This is a genomic window from Megasphaera sp. NM10 (assembly GCF_000417505.1).
In the GTDB taxonomy this organism is placed as follows: Bacteria; Bacillota; Negativicutes; order Veillonellales; family Megasphaeraceae; genus Megasphaera; species Megasphaera intestinihominis.
This window is the reverse complement of record NZ_APHY01000027.1, coordinates 41,175-55,369: the sequence shown is the minus strand read 5'-3', so window position 1 is coordinate 55,369 and position 14,195 is coordinate 41,175. Positions and strand designations below refer to the sequence as shown.

Genomic DNA, 14,195 nt, shown 5'->3' with positions numbered 1-14,195 from the left:
TCTCTTCTCGTTCGACTTGCATGTGTTAAGCACGCCGCCAGCGTTCGTCCTGAGCCAGGATCAAACTCTCCATGATATATGGAAGAGCGTTTGGCTCTTGTTTATTGATTGGTATTACTCATTGTTTGACGTTCTATAAATAGAACCTCGCACGTTGGCGTTCATTCAGTTCATTGTTCAGTTTTCAAAGGTCATCGTTGCCATCGCTTCATCGCGACGACTTGTATATCTTACCAAACTCCGAGAAGTCTGTCAAGCCCTGATTTGAACTTTTTTCAACTCAATCAGTGCCGGTCCGCTAAGCGAACTCATACAGACACAACAAAACAAACCTATCGTTTCTTTCGTCGCAGTCTCAGTACAGCTGGTTCCTATATAATAGCATTTAGCTTGCAAAATGTCAACACTATTTTTCTAACAGGGAAAAATAACGGTGGATATGGCAGGCCAGGAAGACCGTGAACCGCTGTTCCCAGTCAGCCAGATCATAGGGAATGAGTTTCTCCGCCTTGTGGATGCGATAGGCTACGGTATTGCGATGGGTGTAGAGCTGGGCCGCTGTTCCCTTCAGGCTGCCATCGTGGCAGAGATAGGCTTCCAGCGTTTCGTACAAACTGGACCGGTGGCTTTCATCATAAGCCAGCAAGGCTCCCAGGGCCCGGTCGTGTAGGACGCGCAGCACCCGGTCATCGGGCTGAGAAAAGAAGAGGGCATAGGCGCCGAGGGCTCCGAAATAGCACCAGGACTGCTGATGGAGACGGGCCCATACCAAAGCCTGCTGCCCCTGGCGGCAGCTGTCTGGCAGTGTTTTCAAGTCAGGCGCCGTCAGGCCCTGGCCCGTCACCAGGCGGTCATGGCCTTTGAGCCAGGCGACGAGTGCTGCCGGCAGCGTTCCCTGCAGGAGCAGGACGATCGTGTCCTTATAAGGAAATATAAAGTATGGCTGGTCCAGTCCGTTGAGGAAGGATTTGCTGTCAGCCAAAAAATCGGCATCGCCATCGGCGCCGGCCAGGACCAGTGCCGTATACGGCCCCTCTTCCTGCCAGCCCGTCAGAGCCAGTTCAGTCTGGACCGACGACCCCTGGACGCCGAAGAGGAATTCCTTCCACGCCGTAATGGCCCGGTATTCTTCACGGTTGGTCAAAAAGAGGGCCGACAAAAAGGACTGGGTAATGTCGGCCAGGCGCACTTCCCAAGGCATGGTGAATATCGGGAAGGCCGCTTCCTCACAGCGTTCTTTCAAGGCTTCCGTAATATCCGACGGCAAGAGGTACTTTCCCGTATTGACGACCAGGCCGGCCGCATCGGCTGCCAGCAGGGCATCGACGAAGTTTTCCAGCCAATGCGGGTCGCCGGGGCTGGCCAGGCCCGTCGTGAAGATGAAGGCATGAGGCCGCAAAAAAGTGCCATAGTCTGCATCTTCCATGACCTGCACCCAGGCCACGTCGCGGCTCAGTCCCTGCCGTCCGGCCAGGAGGTCCAGTTTATATTTGTTTTCATCCTGCCTGTAAAGTTGAGCGATGGATAGAGACATGGGACTCCCTCCTTTGTGTCGTCAGCACAACATCATATTTTTAACTTTGGTTTCCCAGCTTCTTGTTGTTTTTAATAGTAAAACGTATAATAAGCGTATCATTTAAGATTATCCATGCAAAGTCTTTCATAGAGCACTCACCAAGGCTTTGTATCTTGCATTGATAAGGGGGAGACATTATGTTAAAAGATGAATTACCGAAAATCGTTACCCAGACCGTTCCCGGTCCGAAAGCCGCTGCCGTCCTGGCCCGCCGCCGTCAGGCCATCCCGGATGCCATCGGCACCATCTATCCGACAGTCATCCAGCGCGGCGAAGGCGCCATGTTTGAAGACATAGACGGCAACTATTTCCTCGACTGGGTCGGCGGCGTCGGCGTCCTGAACATCGGCTATTCCCAGCCGGAAGTCGTCAAAGCCGTCCAGGACCAGGCCGGGAAGTATTTCCACGCCATGGCCAACATCGTCACCCATGAAGGCTACGTCGCCCTGGCGGAAAAACTCAACGCCATCGCGCCGGTCAAGGGCGACAAGAAGCGCTCCTTCTTCATCAACAGCGGCGCTGAAGCCGATGAAAATGCCGTCAAAGTCGCCAAGGCCTATACGAAACGGCCGAACATCATCGTCTTCTCCGGCGCCTTCCACGGCCGCACGCTCATGACCATGGCCATGACGGCCAAGAAAGCCTACGCCCGCGGCATGGGCCCCTTCCCGGACGGCGTCTATCGGGCCGAATTCCCTTATCTCTACCGCAAACCGGCTGGCATGAGCGATGACGAAGCCCTGGAATTCTACCTGAATTCCCTGAAAGAAGTCTTCATGTACGCTTCGCCGGCGGAATACGTCGCCGCCATCGTCGTCGAACCGCTCCAGGGCGAAGGCGGCTTCATCCCGGCTCCTATCCCCTGGATCAAGGCCCTGCGCAAAGTCTGCGACGACAACGGCATCCTGCTCATCGCCGACGAAGTCCAGACCGGCTGGTGCCGCACAGGCCGCATGCTGGCGACGGAATACTGGAAAGAAGCCGGCTGCCCGCCGGATATCATCGCCACGGCTAAATCCATCGGCGGCGGCGTGCCCCTCGGTGCCGTCGTAGCCCGCGAAGAAATCATGGAATCCGTCCCGGCCGGCGTCATCGGCGGTACCTTTGGCGGCAACGCCCTGGCCTGCGCTTCGGCCCTGAAAGTCATCGAAATCATGGAACGGGACCATTTGGCCGACCGGGCCCTGGAAATCGGCCAGAAAGTCTGCGCCCGCTATGAACAGTGGAAACAGAAATACGACGTCATCGGCGACTACCGCGGCTTAGGCGCTATGCTCGGCCTGGAATTCGTCCACGACAAAGCCAGCAAGAAGCCCTATCCGGAACTGGTCACAGCCGTCATCAAAGAAGCGGCCCAACACGGCCTGATCATGGAAAACTGCGGCATTTACGACAACGTCATCCGCTTCCTCTGCCCGCTCGTCGTCACCGACGCCCAGCTCGATGCCGGCCTGGACATCCTGGAACAGGCCATCATTACCTGCACGAAATAATCAGTATTTCTCTCCCATGACATCGAGGGCGACCATGGCCATGGCCTTGGCGCCCGTCAATGCCTGCATCTTGCCCAGGTCGCTGCCAGCGGCTTGGGCAAATTCTTTCGTATGGGCATTGATGTCGTAGCCGATGCAGATTTCCGGCTGGCTGACCCGCGTAATTTGGCTGACATTGCCTACGTCCGTCGAGCCTTCGGCATAGTCGTCGTCGCGGATGCCGAATTCTTCGTAGAGCTGGTTGAAGGCGTCGGCAAAGTAAACGTCCATCCTGGGGTCATTGATCATATTCTTATAGAGCGGTTCATAATGGACCATTTCCACTTTCGCTCCGTGTGCGTCGGCGACGTCACGGGCGATTTTTTTTATGTCCGGCAGCATCTTGTCTTCCAGGTATTCCACTTTCAGGGCCCGGATAGTCGCCTTGAGGACAGCCCGGTCAGGCACGATGTTCGGCGCCGTACCGCCTTCGGTGATGATGGCGCCGATGATATGGCGTTCGGTCAAGGTCTTTTCATAGGCCTTCAGGCGGCCATAGAAATCGACGAGGGCATCGAGGGCATTGACGCCGTGGTAGGTCGCATCGGCGACGTGGGCCGCCTTGCCTAGGAAGGTGAACTGCATGGGGTGCGTCGCATAGGACGTGCCGCCGATATAGGTCTTATCCGTACCGGGATGGACGATGACCACCGCGTCCAGGCCGTCGAAGACGCCGTGTTCGCTCATATAGACTTTGCTGCCCACCGTTTCTTCGGCCGGACAGCCGTAGACGTGGACCGTCGCCTTGTCGCCGGCCGCTTTGGCAAAGGCCAGGGCCGCGCCGACGCTCATGGCGGCGATGAGGTTATGGCCGCAGCCGTGGCCGATTTCCGGCAGGGCATCGTATTCGGCCAAAAAGCCCATCTGAAAAGGACCGTGGCCGCAGACAGCGTGAAAGGCCGTCGGGAAAGCGTCGGCGACGGGATTGTCGATGGCAAAGCCGCGGTCCTGCAGGATTTTTTTCAGCGTCGCCGATGCGAAGACTTCGTTCATGCCCGTTTCCGGGTGGTCGTGAAGGCTTTCGGCAATGCCGTAGATGACCGGTTTCAGTTCATCTACATAGCGGCAGGCCTGGTCTTTCAAATCTTTATATTCCATGAGAATCTCTCCTATCCAAATTACAGCAGCGTAAAGCGTACACCGTCCAGGCGGGCTTCGAGACCGGCCATCTGGCCCAGGGGCAGCCAGGCGTTGTCGGCACCGTGGCCGAAGGGCAGGCCCATGACGGCCGGTTTGCCCCACTTGCGGGCATAAGCCTGGAGGACTTCTTTCACCGTCCATTCATAACGGGCGCCTTCGTCAGGGCCGCAGTGGTGGAATTCGCCGAAGGCGATGGCCCGGACGCGGTCGATGAGGCCCGATTCCTCGAACTGGCAGAGCATGCGGTCCAGGGCATAGGCCTCTTCCCCGACTTCTTCCAGGCAGAGGATGGCGCCGTCTGGCGGATCGATGGCATAAGGCGTGCCCATGAGGACCGACAGGAGCATCATATTGCCCCCGGCCAGCGGGCCCGTGACGGCACCGGGGACGAGGGTTTCCGGCTGGCAGCCCGGCGGCAGCGGCAGTTCCCGCGCTTCATAGGGATGCTGCAGGCCGTAGGCGAACTGCTCTTTCGTATATTCCGAGGCATTGCGGCCCAGGGACATGACCATAGTCCCGTGGATGGGACAGAAGCCGCAGCGCTGGAGGAAGGCCGTATGCAGGGCCGTAATATCGCTGAAGCCGACGAACAATTTGGGATGGGCCGCAATGAGCTCATAGTCCAAGAGCGGCAGGATGCGCGTCGCCCCATAGCCGCCACGCAGGCAGACGATGGCCTTGACGGCGTCGTCGGCAAAGGCTTCGTTGATATCCCTTGCCCGCAGCCGGTCGGGGCCGGCCAGATAGCCGTCAAAGGCAGATACGGATTTCCCGATTTTCACTTCATAGCCGAGGGACCGCAAGAAGGTGAGGCCCTTGATCACGTCGTCACCGGCCAGGGCTGACGACGGGGCGACGACGGCGATGGTGTCGCCAGCTTGCAAAGGTTCTGCATAGGTATACTCCATAAGGCTACTTCCTTTCTGATTCATCGATATAGGCTTTCTTGAAATCGACCAGTCCCAGCGGCGACCAGTGGTAGCCCTTGATATAGGGCTGGGCCACGTAGGGCTGGGTCGTGTAGTACAAGGGGATGATGACGCAGTCGTCGAAGAGTATCTGTTCCGCTTCGTGGAGATAGGCCATGCGCTGTCTTTCGTCGTTGCTGGCCTTGGCTTTGGCAATCAATGCATTATACGCCGGGTTGTGGTACTGGGCGTCATTTTCGTCATCGGCAAAGACGTCGAGGAAGGTCATGGGGTCGATGTAATCGGCGATCCACGACGCCCGGGCCAGCTGGTAGTCGCCTTGGGCGCGGGTGGCCATGAAGACTTTCGATTCCTGGTTGGTAATATTGACGTCGACGCCGAGGTTTTCTTTCCACATGGCCTGCAGGGCTTCGGCTACAGCCTTGTGCATTTCATTGGTATTGAAGAGGAGCGTCACTTCCGGCAGCGGGTGCTGGTCATCGTAACCGGCTTCCTTCAGGAGCTGGCGGGCTTTGGCCGGGTCTTCGGCGATGAGGTTCCCCCCTTCCTTACGGAAATCACGGCCTGTGGCCTTGTCCTTCAGTCCCGGCGGGACCCAGGCGTAGGCCGCTTCCTTTTCACCGCGGACGATGTACTTCATCAGTCCCTGGCGCTGGACGGCCAGGGCAAAGGCCTTGCGGACGCGGACGTCGTCAAAGGGCTTCTTCTGGACGTTGAAGACGTAGTAATAGGCGCCGAGATAAGGAGCAATCTTGTAGAGGCCCATCTGTTCCAGCCGTTCCTGGTCGGCCGGCGGCGGTTCGACGGTCATGTTGGCCTGATTGCTTTCGACCAGGGTCAGGCGCGTCGCCTGGGAATCGCTGATGGGGAAATCGAGGTGGTCCAGGATGACCGAACCGGCATCCCAGTAGCGGTCGTTCTTGACGACTTCGATTTCACTGGAATGGTTCCAGGAAACGATTTTATAGGGGCCGCTGCAGACCATGCCGTCCGCATCGGCAGCCCACGTATCGGGCTTGGCTTCGACGAGCTTCCTGGGGACGGGATAATAGCAGTGGAACGCCGTCAGGTTGAGGAAATACGGTGTCGGTTCCTTCAGGCGGACGACCAGGGTCCGGTCATCGACGGCTTTGACGCCGACGGCATCGGCCGAGGCCTTCTTATTGAAATAGTCTTCGGCCTTGTCGATGCAAAAGAGCATATAGGCATTTTCCGAAGCTACGTCGGGATCGACGACGCGCTTCCAGGAATATTCGATGTCGTCTGCCGTAATCGGCGTGCCGTCGCTCCATTCGATGCCCGGCCGCAGGTGGAAGGTATACGTCTTGCCATCCGGTGAGATATCCCAGCTTTCGGCCAGGGCCGGCTGGGGTACATCGTCATCGTCGAGGCGGGTCAGGCCTTCAAATATCTGCAGTTCCACATTGCTTTCGACGAGGGCCGTCGTCATGGCCGGGTCCAGCCGCGACGGTTCCGCTTCCAGGACGTAGCTGACCGTATCGGGGTGCTGAATGCCGCAGCCGCTGAAGAGGACGGCCGTCAGCAGGCAGCTCAGGAGTAAGAGTAATTTCTTCATCGTCTGCCTCCTCTCGCATGATGGCAGGCGACGAAGCGGTCGTCTGCGACCTGCCGGAAATGAGGCACGTCGATGCGGCAGACTTCATCGGCGTAGGGACAGCGGGGATGGAAGACGCAGCCCTTGGGCAAGTCGAGGGGACTCGGCACTTCGCCGCAGACGATGGTCCGGCGCCGGTAGTGCGGGTCCGGCCGGGGCACGGAGGCGATGAGCATCTGCGTATAGGGGTGGAGCGGGTCGTGGAAGACGGCGTCTCCCGGCCCCAATTCGACGAGGCGGCCTAAATACATGACGCCCATGCGGCGGCTCATGTGATGGACCATGGCCAGGTCATGGGCGATGAACAGATAGGACAGGCCCCGTTCCTGCTGCAGGCGCTGCATCATGTTGACAATCTGGACCTGGACGGACACGTCGAGGGCCGAAATAGGTTCATCGCAGAAGACACATTCCGGGTCGACGGCCAGGGCCCGGGCGATGCCGATGCGCTGGCGCTGGCCGCCGCTGAATTCATGGGGATAGCGCTGGGCCGCTTCAGGCCGCATGTCGACCTGTTCCAATAAGGACGCCACGCGCTGGCGCCGCTGGCTGTCGTCCTGACAGAGATGGTAGTTGCGTAAGGGCTCGCTGATGATGTCTTCGACGGTCATGCGCGGGTCCAGCGAGGCATAAGGGTCCTGGAAAATCATCTGGACGTGGCGGCGATAGTCGCGGCCTACAGCGCGGTCGGCAATGTCCCTGCCCTTATAGGTAATGGACCCGCCGGTCTTGGCATATAAGCCCAGCAGGGTCCGGGCAAAAGTCGATTTGCCGCAGCCCGATTCGCCGACGAGGCCGACCGTCTCGCCCTGGCCGATGGTCAGGGACAAGTCGTCGACGGCGGTCAGGGTCTTCTTGGGCCGTCCCAGCCAGTCCCGCTGGACGACGAATTGTTTACTGATATGTTTGGCTTCGATGAGGTTCATGGCAATGCCTCCTTGGCCGCGGCGGCCTGGGCCAGCCAGCACGTGTAATGATGGCCCGGTCCGGCTTCTTCCCGCGGCGGCGCCGCCGTCATGCAGGCCTTCATGGCCTGGGGGCAGCGCGGATAGAAACGGCAGCCCTCGGGCATGTGGAAGAGGTCCGGCGCCTGGCCGGGGATCCCGGTCAGGGCTTTATCCTTCTGGGCCGGGTCCGGCAGTGAGGCCAGGAGGCCCTGGGTATAGGGATGGGCCGGGCGGTAGAAAATATCATCGGCCGTCCCCTCTTCGACGATGGCGCCGGCATACATGACGTAAATGCGGCGGCACATCTGGGCGATGACGCCGAGATTATGGGAAATGAGGACGACGGCCATGCCCAATTCCGCCTGGAGGCGCTTGAGGACATCCAGGACCTGGGCTTCTGTCGTCACGTCGAGGGCCGTCGTCGGTTCGTCGGCAAAGAGGAGCCGCGGCGAACAGGACAGGGCCATGGCGATGAGACAGCGCTGGCGCATGCCGCCCGATAATTCATGGGGATATTGATGGAGCCGCTTTTCCGGCGACGTCAGTCCGACGGCTCTGAGCAGTTCCAGGGCCTTGGCTTCACAGGCTTTACGGCCCAGGTGCTGGTGCAGGGCGATGCCCTCGCAGAGCTGGTTGCCGATGGTCAGGACGGGATTGAGCGACGTCATGGGGTCCTGGAAAATCATGGCCATGTCGCGGCCGCGCAGGCGGTTCATCTGCGTTTCCGACAAGGGGATGACATCGCGGCCGTCCCAGAGGATCTGGCCGCCAGTATATTCCGTCGCTTCGGCCGGCAGCAGCTTCATGGCCGCCTGGGACGTGACGGATTTACCGCAGCCCGATTCGCCGACGATGCCGACGGTCTCACCTGGATTGACGGTCAGCGACACGTCGTGGACGGCTTCCAGCAGTCCCCGGTAAGTATGGAAAGAAATGGTCAGATGGCGTACATCTAATAAGGCTTGCATCAGCGTCCCTCCTTCTGGTTCTGCGGGTCCAGGGCGTCGCGCAGGCCGTCGCCGAGGAACATGAAGCCCAGCATGGTGATGCACAGGGCCAGGGCCGGGAAGACGAGCTGGAACGGGAAGGAGCGCATACTATTGATACCTTCTGAAGCCAGGACACCCCAGCTGGCCATAGGCGCCGATACGCCGAGGCCGATGAAACTCAGGAAGGCTTCTGTAAAAATCGCGTCGGGAATGGACAAGGTCAGGGTGACGATAATCGGCCCGACGCAGTTGGGAATCATATGGCGGCAGAGGATATGCCACGTCGACGTCCCGCAGGAGCGGGCAGCCATGACGTATTCCTGCTGTTTCAGGCTGAGGATCTGGCCGCGGACGATGCGGGCCATGTTGAGCCAGTAGGCAATGCCCAGGGCCAGGTAGATGTTGAGCAGGCCCGGCTTGAAGACGACCATGAGCAAAATGACGTAGAGCAGCATGGGAATGGAATAGAGGATGTCGACGATATGCATCATGATCTGGTCCGTCCGGCCGCCGACGAGGCCGGCAATGCCGCCGTAGATGACGCCGATGAAGACGTTGATCAGGCTGGCGACGAGGCCGATGGACAGGGAAATGCGGGCGCCGTAGAGGACGCGGACGAAGAGGTCACGGCCCAGGGAATCCGTACCGAACCAGTGCGCAGCCGACGGCCAGGCATTGGCTGCCGTCAAATCCTGGTCGGCATAAGTATAGGGCGCCAGCCAGGGGCCGGCAATGGCCAGGAGGCTCATGACGACGACGATGGCCAGGCCCCATAAGGCCAGGCGGTTCTTCTTCATCTGCCGCCAGCCCCGGTCGCGCAGGGTCTGGGGCGGTACATAGGGTTCCGTCCGGTCAGCAGCCGTAAGCGGTGTAAAATCCATCATCAGCCCTCCTTCTTTCCATCCATGGTGATCCGCGGGTCCAAGAGCGGATAAATGACATCGATGAGTAAATTCATCATCATGATGAGGAAACTGTAAAAAATCGTAATGCCCAAGATGACCGTATAGTCGCGGTTATAAATGCTGGTGACGAAGTGGCGTCCCAGGCCGGGGATGGCAAAAATCGTCTCGACGATGAAGCTCCCCGTCATGAGGGCCGCCGCCAAAGGGCCGATATAACTGACGACAGGCAGCAGGGCGTTGCGAAGGGCATGGTGGCAGATGAGGGACCGCGTGCCGATGCCCCGCGACCGGGCCGTGCGGATATAGTCCTGCCCCAGGGCATCGAGCAGGCTCGACCGGGTCAGGCGCATGATGAAGGCCGTCGGCTGGGCCGCCAGGGCCAGGGCCGGCAGGACAACGTAAGCCGGCCCCTTCCACAGGGCCGCCGGCAGGATGGGCCAGGTAAAGGCGAAGAGCTGGATGAGGACCGCTGCCAGGATGAAACTGGGCACGGAGACGCCCAGGGTGGCGCCGACCATCATGGTGTAGTCGATCCAGGTATTCTTATACCAGGCCGCGGCCATGCCGGCCAGGACGCCGGCACCGATGGCCAAAAAGAGGCTGATGAGCCCCAGCTGGGCCGATACGGGAAAGGTTTCGGCAATGATATCGTTGACGGTCTTGCCGGGATACTTATAAGAAGGCCCCAAGTCGAGGACCGCTGCATGGCGGACGTAATCGACGTACTGGGACCATAAGGGTTCGTCGAGGTGATATCGGGCTTCGACGGTTGCCATGACGGCCGGCGGCAGTTTCTTTTCCTGCGTAAACGGGCCGCCTGGGATGGCATGCATGAGGCCAAAAGTAATGGTGATGATCGCCCATAAGACGACACAAGCGCCGGCCAGGCGCTTTGCAAGGTACATGGCCAATTCAGGTTCCTTCCTTTCCAACATAGATATTATTCATTATAAGGCTGTGTTCCCATCGTGACAAGTTGTAATCCCCGAAAAGGCGGCGTATAATAAGAAGTTAGTACGTTAACAATCCATACGAGAAAGGTGATCGCCGTGAACTGGAAATTCTGTCTGGCCATTCTGACCTGCAACGTCGTCTTCATGTCTTCAAGCTATACCATGCTCATCCCCTTCCTGCCCATGTACCTGACGCGGGAACTGGGCGTCGATGCGGCCTCGGTCAACATCTGGTCCGGTGTCGTCTTTTCGTCGACCTTCCTCATCAGCGCCATCATGGCGCCTATCTGGGGACGCATGGCCGACCGGCGGGGCAAGCGGCTCATGGCCATCCGCGCCAGCCTGCTCTTATCGATCAGCTATTTTCTCGGCGGCATCGTCACGTCGCCGCTGCAGCTGACGTTCATGCGCATGTTCCAGGGCTTCGCATCGGGCCTGTGGCCGATGGAACTGGCCATCATGACCATCTATGCACCGCCGAAGAAACTGGGCATCTGCCTGGGCATCATGCAGGGCGCCCTGACGGCAGGCGGCATCATCGGCCCCCTCTTCGGCGGCATCCTGGCCGAAGCCTTCGGCATGCGCATGTCCTTCTTCCTGGCAGCCGGCGCCCTGTTCCTCAACTTCGTCGTCCTGGTCTTCTTCATCAAAGAACCGCCGACGGATACAGCCGCAGCGGATACGGCCGCAGCCGGGGCAGAAGGCGAAAAGGTCAGCCTCTGGAAGATTCCCGTCATCCGCCTGATGCTGGTCAGTGCCGCCCTGGTCCAGGTCGTCATCCTCATCGTCCAGCCCATATTGACGACATACATCTCCCACCTGGCCGGCGAGCTGGACAACCTGGTCTTCATTTCAGGCCTCATCTTCTCCATGAGCGGCTTTTCCAGCGCCATTACGGCTCCGCTCTGGGGACGCTTCGGCCAGCATCACGGCTTCGTCAAGGCCCTGCGCCTGTCCCTGGTCCTGGCGGGGATTTTCTTCTTCATCCAGGCCATCCCGGACACGCTGTATACCTTTGCGGCCAGTCAGTTCGCCATCGGCCTCTTCTTCTCCGGCATCTATCCGTCGATCAACGCCATCCTGGCTGAAAAGACCAGTGCCAATATCAAAGGCCGTGTCTTCGGCCTGATGTTCTCGGCCCAGCAGGTCGGGGCCATGGGCGGCCCTATCCTGGGCGGCGTCATCGCCACCTTTCTGGGCATGAAATGCGTCTTCCTGGCAGCCGGCGCCCTGCTGCTCGTCATCAGTATCGCCGTCCAGCGCAAAGCCCGCCAGCTCCACGAAGCCTAGCCCCGCGTGCCGCGGTTGTGGGTGTAATTGGGCAGGAGCTTCGGCGACAGGATATCGTCGTCTACGCCATACTGTTCCCGTTCTTCATCGAAACGGCGGACGTGGTCCAGCGTCCCTTTCCCAGGATGGGCCGTCTGGCTGTAGCCAGCCGCTTCCGTCCCGGCAATGCGGCCGAAGACGATGATATCCAGGAGGCTGTTGCCCATGAGGCGGTTCGTCCCGTGGATACCGCCGACGTCTTCACCGGCGGCATAGAGGCCGGGTATCTTCGTTTTACTCTTAGCGCCGATACAGATGCCGCCATTCTGGTAATGCAGGGTCGGATAGACCAGGATGGGCTGCTTGCGGATATTGATGCCAAATTTTTCATACATGTGGATCATGGCCGGCAGGCGCTTTTCCATGGTCCCTTCGCCGTTGATGAGGTCGACCATGGGCGTGTCGAGCCAGACAGCCGGTCCGTGGAGGGCATAGACCCCTTTGTCCCGTTCCTGACATTCGCGGATGATGGCCGCTGCGACGACGTCACGCGTTTCCAGGGGATGGAGGAAGGCTTCGCCGTTCTTATTGACCAGCATGGCCCCGAGAGAGCGGACCTTTTCCGTCACCAGGGCGCCGTAGATCTGCGGCGGATAGGCAGCGCCCGTCGGATGGTACTGGATGGCGTCGGCATAGATGAGGGGCACGCCGGCGCGGTAGGCCATGACCAGGCCGTCGGCCGTCGAGCCGTAGTGATTGGACGTTGGGAAGCCCTGGTAGTGGAGGCGGCCGGCACCGCCTGTGGCGATGATGACGCTCTTGGCCCGGACGACGTGGTATTCCCGGGTATCGAAGTCATAGAGGACGGCACCGGCCGCCTTCCCTTCGCCATCGAGGAGGAGTTCCACAGCCGGTGAATATTCGACGACGTCGACGCCGGCATTGCGCACTTCGTCGCGGAGGACGCGCATGATTTCCGCCCCTGTATAGTCGCCGCAGGCGTGCATACGCTTGCGCGACGTGCCGCCGCCATGGGTCGTGACCATGGAGCCGTCGCTGTTCTTGTCGAAGAGGACGCCCAGCGAGCTGAGCCACTGGATGGCTTCCGGCCCGTGGAGGACGAGTTCGGCCAGCAGTTCAGGCTTGTTCTTATAATGGCCGCCGCCGATGGCGTCGAGATAGTGGGCCTCCGGCGAATCGCTTTCCTTGTCGGCTGCCTGGATGCCGCCTTCGGCCATGCCCGTATTGGCATCGCCTATACGCAGTTTCGTCGCCATGAGGACCTTGGCGCCGTGCCGTGCCGCTTCGATGGCAGCCGCCGCACCGGCGCCGCCACCGCCGATGACCAGGACATCCGTTTCGAACTGGATGTGATCCAAATCGACGTCAGCCGTGTCCATGCGGCTCTTGCCCTGCAGCAGGGCAGCCAGTTCCTTCGGCACTTTATCGCCTTTATTGGGGCCGACGGTCAGGACGGTAAAGCCTTCTTCATGGTAATCCGGATGATACTGGCGCAGGAGTTCCCCCTTCTCTTCAGCCGTGAAGCGCGGCAGTTCTTCAGACAAACGGATATTCCGCGTAGCTTCGACCCGCGCCTGGGAAGCCCGCATTTCTTCTGTATAAATCATGATCGTCCCCCTATTTCTCAATATCCCGCGATTCATATAAGCGGCGTAATTCATCGTCACCGGCTGCCATCAGATGCTGGACGTCGGCCACGAACTGGCCTTCCCGGATGGCCTGGACGCGCTGGTCCAGGTGCCTGCTCTTCTTGGCGATGTACTTGCCCATGAGGCGCCGTGCCAGGAGGCCGACGGCACCGTGACTGATCTTGGCCGGGCAGCTGGCAGCGCAGATGTTGCAGCAGACACAGCGGAAGGATTCCTTGGCACAGCCGGCATAATCACCGCGCTGGGCCAGGGCGATGTACTTCATGACCTGGATGCCCTGGGGACAGTTCCGCGTACAGGCGTTGCAGTGGATGCAGTTGTAGATTTCCGGATAGAGCTGGCCGACGACGTTGCCGGCTACGGGCAGGTCGTCCATATCGTAAGTCTGTTTCTTGATGGGAAATGATTCCAGGCGGCCGACGCACATGCCGTCTTCGACTTTCGTCTGGCAGGCCAGGGCCGAATGGGTCTCCGTCTGGCCCTGCAGGCGGTAGACGACGGCACAGGCCCCGCAGAAACCGCTGCGGCAGCCGCAGCCGCGGACCAAGCGGAAACCGGAATATTCCATGGCCCGCATGATCGTCAAATCTTCAGGGACCGAAAATTTCTTGCCCAGTAAATAGACCGTTACCATTTTCATAATGATAAAAACTCCTTTGTGAATGAATGG

Annotated in this window: 12 protein-coding genes and 1 rRNA gene; 2 read left to right on the top strand and 11 right to left on the bottom strand. The window is 59.6% G+C overall.

Annotation, left to right across the window (positions count from 1 at the left end; genetic code table 11):
* Positions 1–76 (bottom strand): 16S ribosomal RNA (locus NM10_RS05970); the annotation flags it as partial.
* A gap of 330 nt (positions 77–406) precedes the next feature.
* Positions 407–1,534 carry a PucR family transcriptional regulator gene (locus NM10_RS05965; protein ID WP_020310697.1) on the bottom strand — a complete coding sequence of 376 codons (1,128 nt, stop codon included), beginning with the start codon at positions 1,532–1,534 and terminating at the stop codon, positions 407–409.
* A gap of 179 nt (positions 1,535–1,713) precedes the next feature.
* Here NM10_RS05965 and NM10_RS05960 point away from each other — a divergent pair, with 179 nt between their 5' ends.
* A complete protein-coding gene (locus tag NM10_RS05960; protein ID WP_020310696.1) occupies positions 1,714–3,069 on the top strand; it encodes an aspartate aminotransferase family protein in 1,356 nt (451 codons plus the stop codon).
* Here NM10_RS05960 and NM10_RS05955 read toward each other — a convergent pair whose 3' ends face one another.
* Genes NM10_RS05955 through NM10_RS05925 form a run of 7 tightly spaced genes read right to left on the bottom strand, consistent with a single transcriptional unit; the run spans position 3,070 to position 10,544 of the window.
* Positions 3,070–4,206, bottom strand: coding sequence for an amidohydrolase (locus NM10_RS05955; RefSeq protein ID WP_020310695.1), 1,137 nt, complete (start codon positions 4,204–4,206; stop codon positions 3,070–3,072).
* Positions 4,207–4,226: 20 nt separating this feature from the next.
* On the bottom strand, positions 4,227–5,156 hold the full coding sequence (locus NM10_RS05950) for a S66 peptidase family protein (protein WP_020310694.1): 930 nt from the start codon (positions 5,154–5,156) through the stop codon (positions 4,227–4,229).
* A gap of 4 nt (positions 5,157–5,160) precedes the next feature.
* Positions 5,161–6,753, bottom strand: a complete 1,593-nt coding sequence (locus tag NM10_RS05945) for a peptide ABC transporter substrate-binding protein (RefSeq protein WP_020310693.1) — start codon at positions 6,751–6,753, stop codon at positions 5,161–5,163.
* The gene (locus tag NM10_RS05940; protein ID WP_020310692.1) at positions 6,750–7,718 is read right to left on the bottom strand and encodes an ABC transporter ATP-binding protein; all 969 of its coding nucleotides are present in this window, start codon (positions 7,716–7,718) and stop codon (positions 6,750–6,752) included. Before NM10_RS05940 ends, NM10_RS05945 begins: the two co-directional genes overlap by 4 nt.
* Positions 7,715–8,707, bottom strand: coding sequence for an ABC transporter ATP-binding protein (locus NM10_RS05935; protein WP_020310691.1), 993 nt, complete (start codon positions 8,705–8,707; stop codon positions 7,715–7,717). Before NM10_RS05935 ends, NM10_RS05940 begins: the two co-directional genes overlap by 4 nt.
* Positions 8,707–9,609, bottom strand: a complete 903-nt coding sequence (locus NM10_RS05930; RefSeq protein ID WP_036200954.1) for an ABC transporter permease — start codon at positions 9,607–9,609, stop codon at positions 8,707–8,709. The genes NM10_RS05935 and NM10_RS05930 overlap by 1 nt, the downstream gene beginning before the upstream one ends.
* A gap of 2 nt (positions 9,610–9,611) precedes the next feature.
* On the bottom strand, positions 9,612–10,544 hold the full coding sequence (locus NM10_RS05925; RefSeq protein ID WP_020310689.1) for an ABC transporter permease: 933 nt from the start codon (positions 10,542–10,544) through the stop codon (positions 9,612–9,614).
* Between the two features lie 138 nt (positions 10,545–10,682).
* Between NM10_RS05925 and NM10_RS05920 the strand changes: the two genes are divergently transcribed.
* Complete coding sequence (locus tag NM10_RS05920; protein WP_020310688.1) at positions 10,683–11,876, top strand: MFS transporter; 1,194 nt, start codon at positions 10,683–10,685, stop codon at positions 11,874–11,876.
* On the opposite strand, the gene NM10_RS05915 is transcribed toward NM10_RS05920, so the two are convergent.
* Both NM10_RS05915 and NM10_RS05910 read right to left on the bottom strand, forming a co-directional pair.
* Positions 11,873–13,483, bottom strand: a complete 1,611-nt coding sequence (locus NM10_RS05915) for an FAD-dependent oxidoreductase (protein WP_020310687.1) — start codon at positions 13,481–13,483, stop codon at positions 11,873–11,875. The two genes, NM10_RS05920 and NM10_RS05915, sit on opposite strands and share 4 nt — an antisense overlap.
* 10 nt (positions 13,484–13,493) lie before the next feature.
* Positions 13,494–14,165, bottom strand: coding sequence for a 2Fe-2S iron-sulfur cluster-binding protein (locus tag NM10_RS05910; protein ID WP_020310686.1), 672 nt, complete (start codon positions 14,163–14,165; stop codon positions 13,494–13,496).
* Positions 14,166–14,195 lie beyond the last annotated feature (30 nt).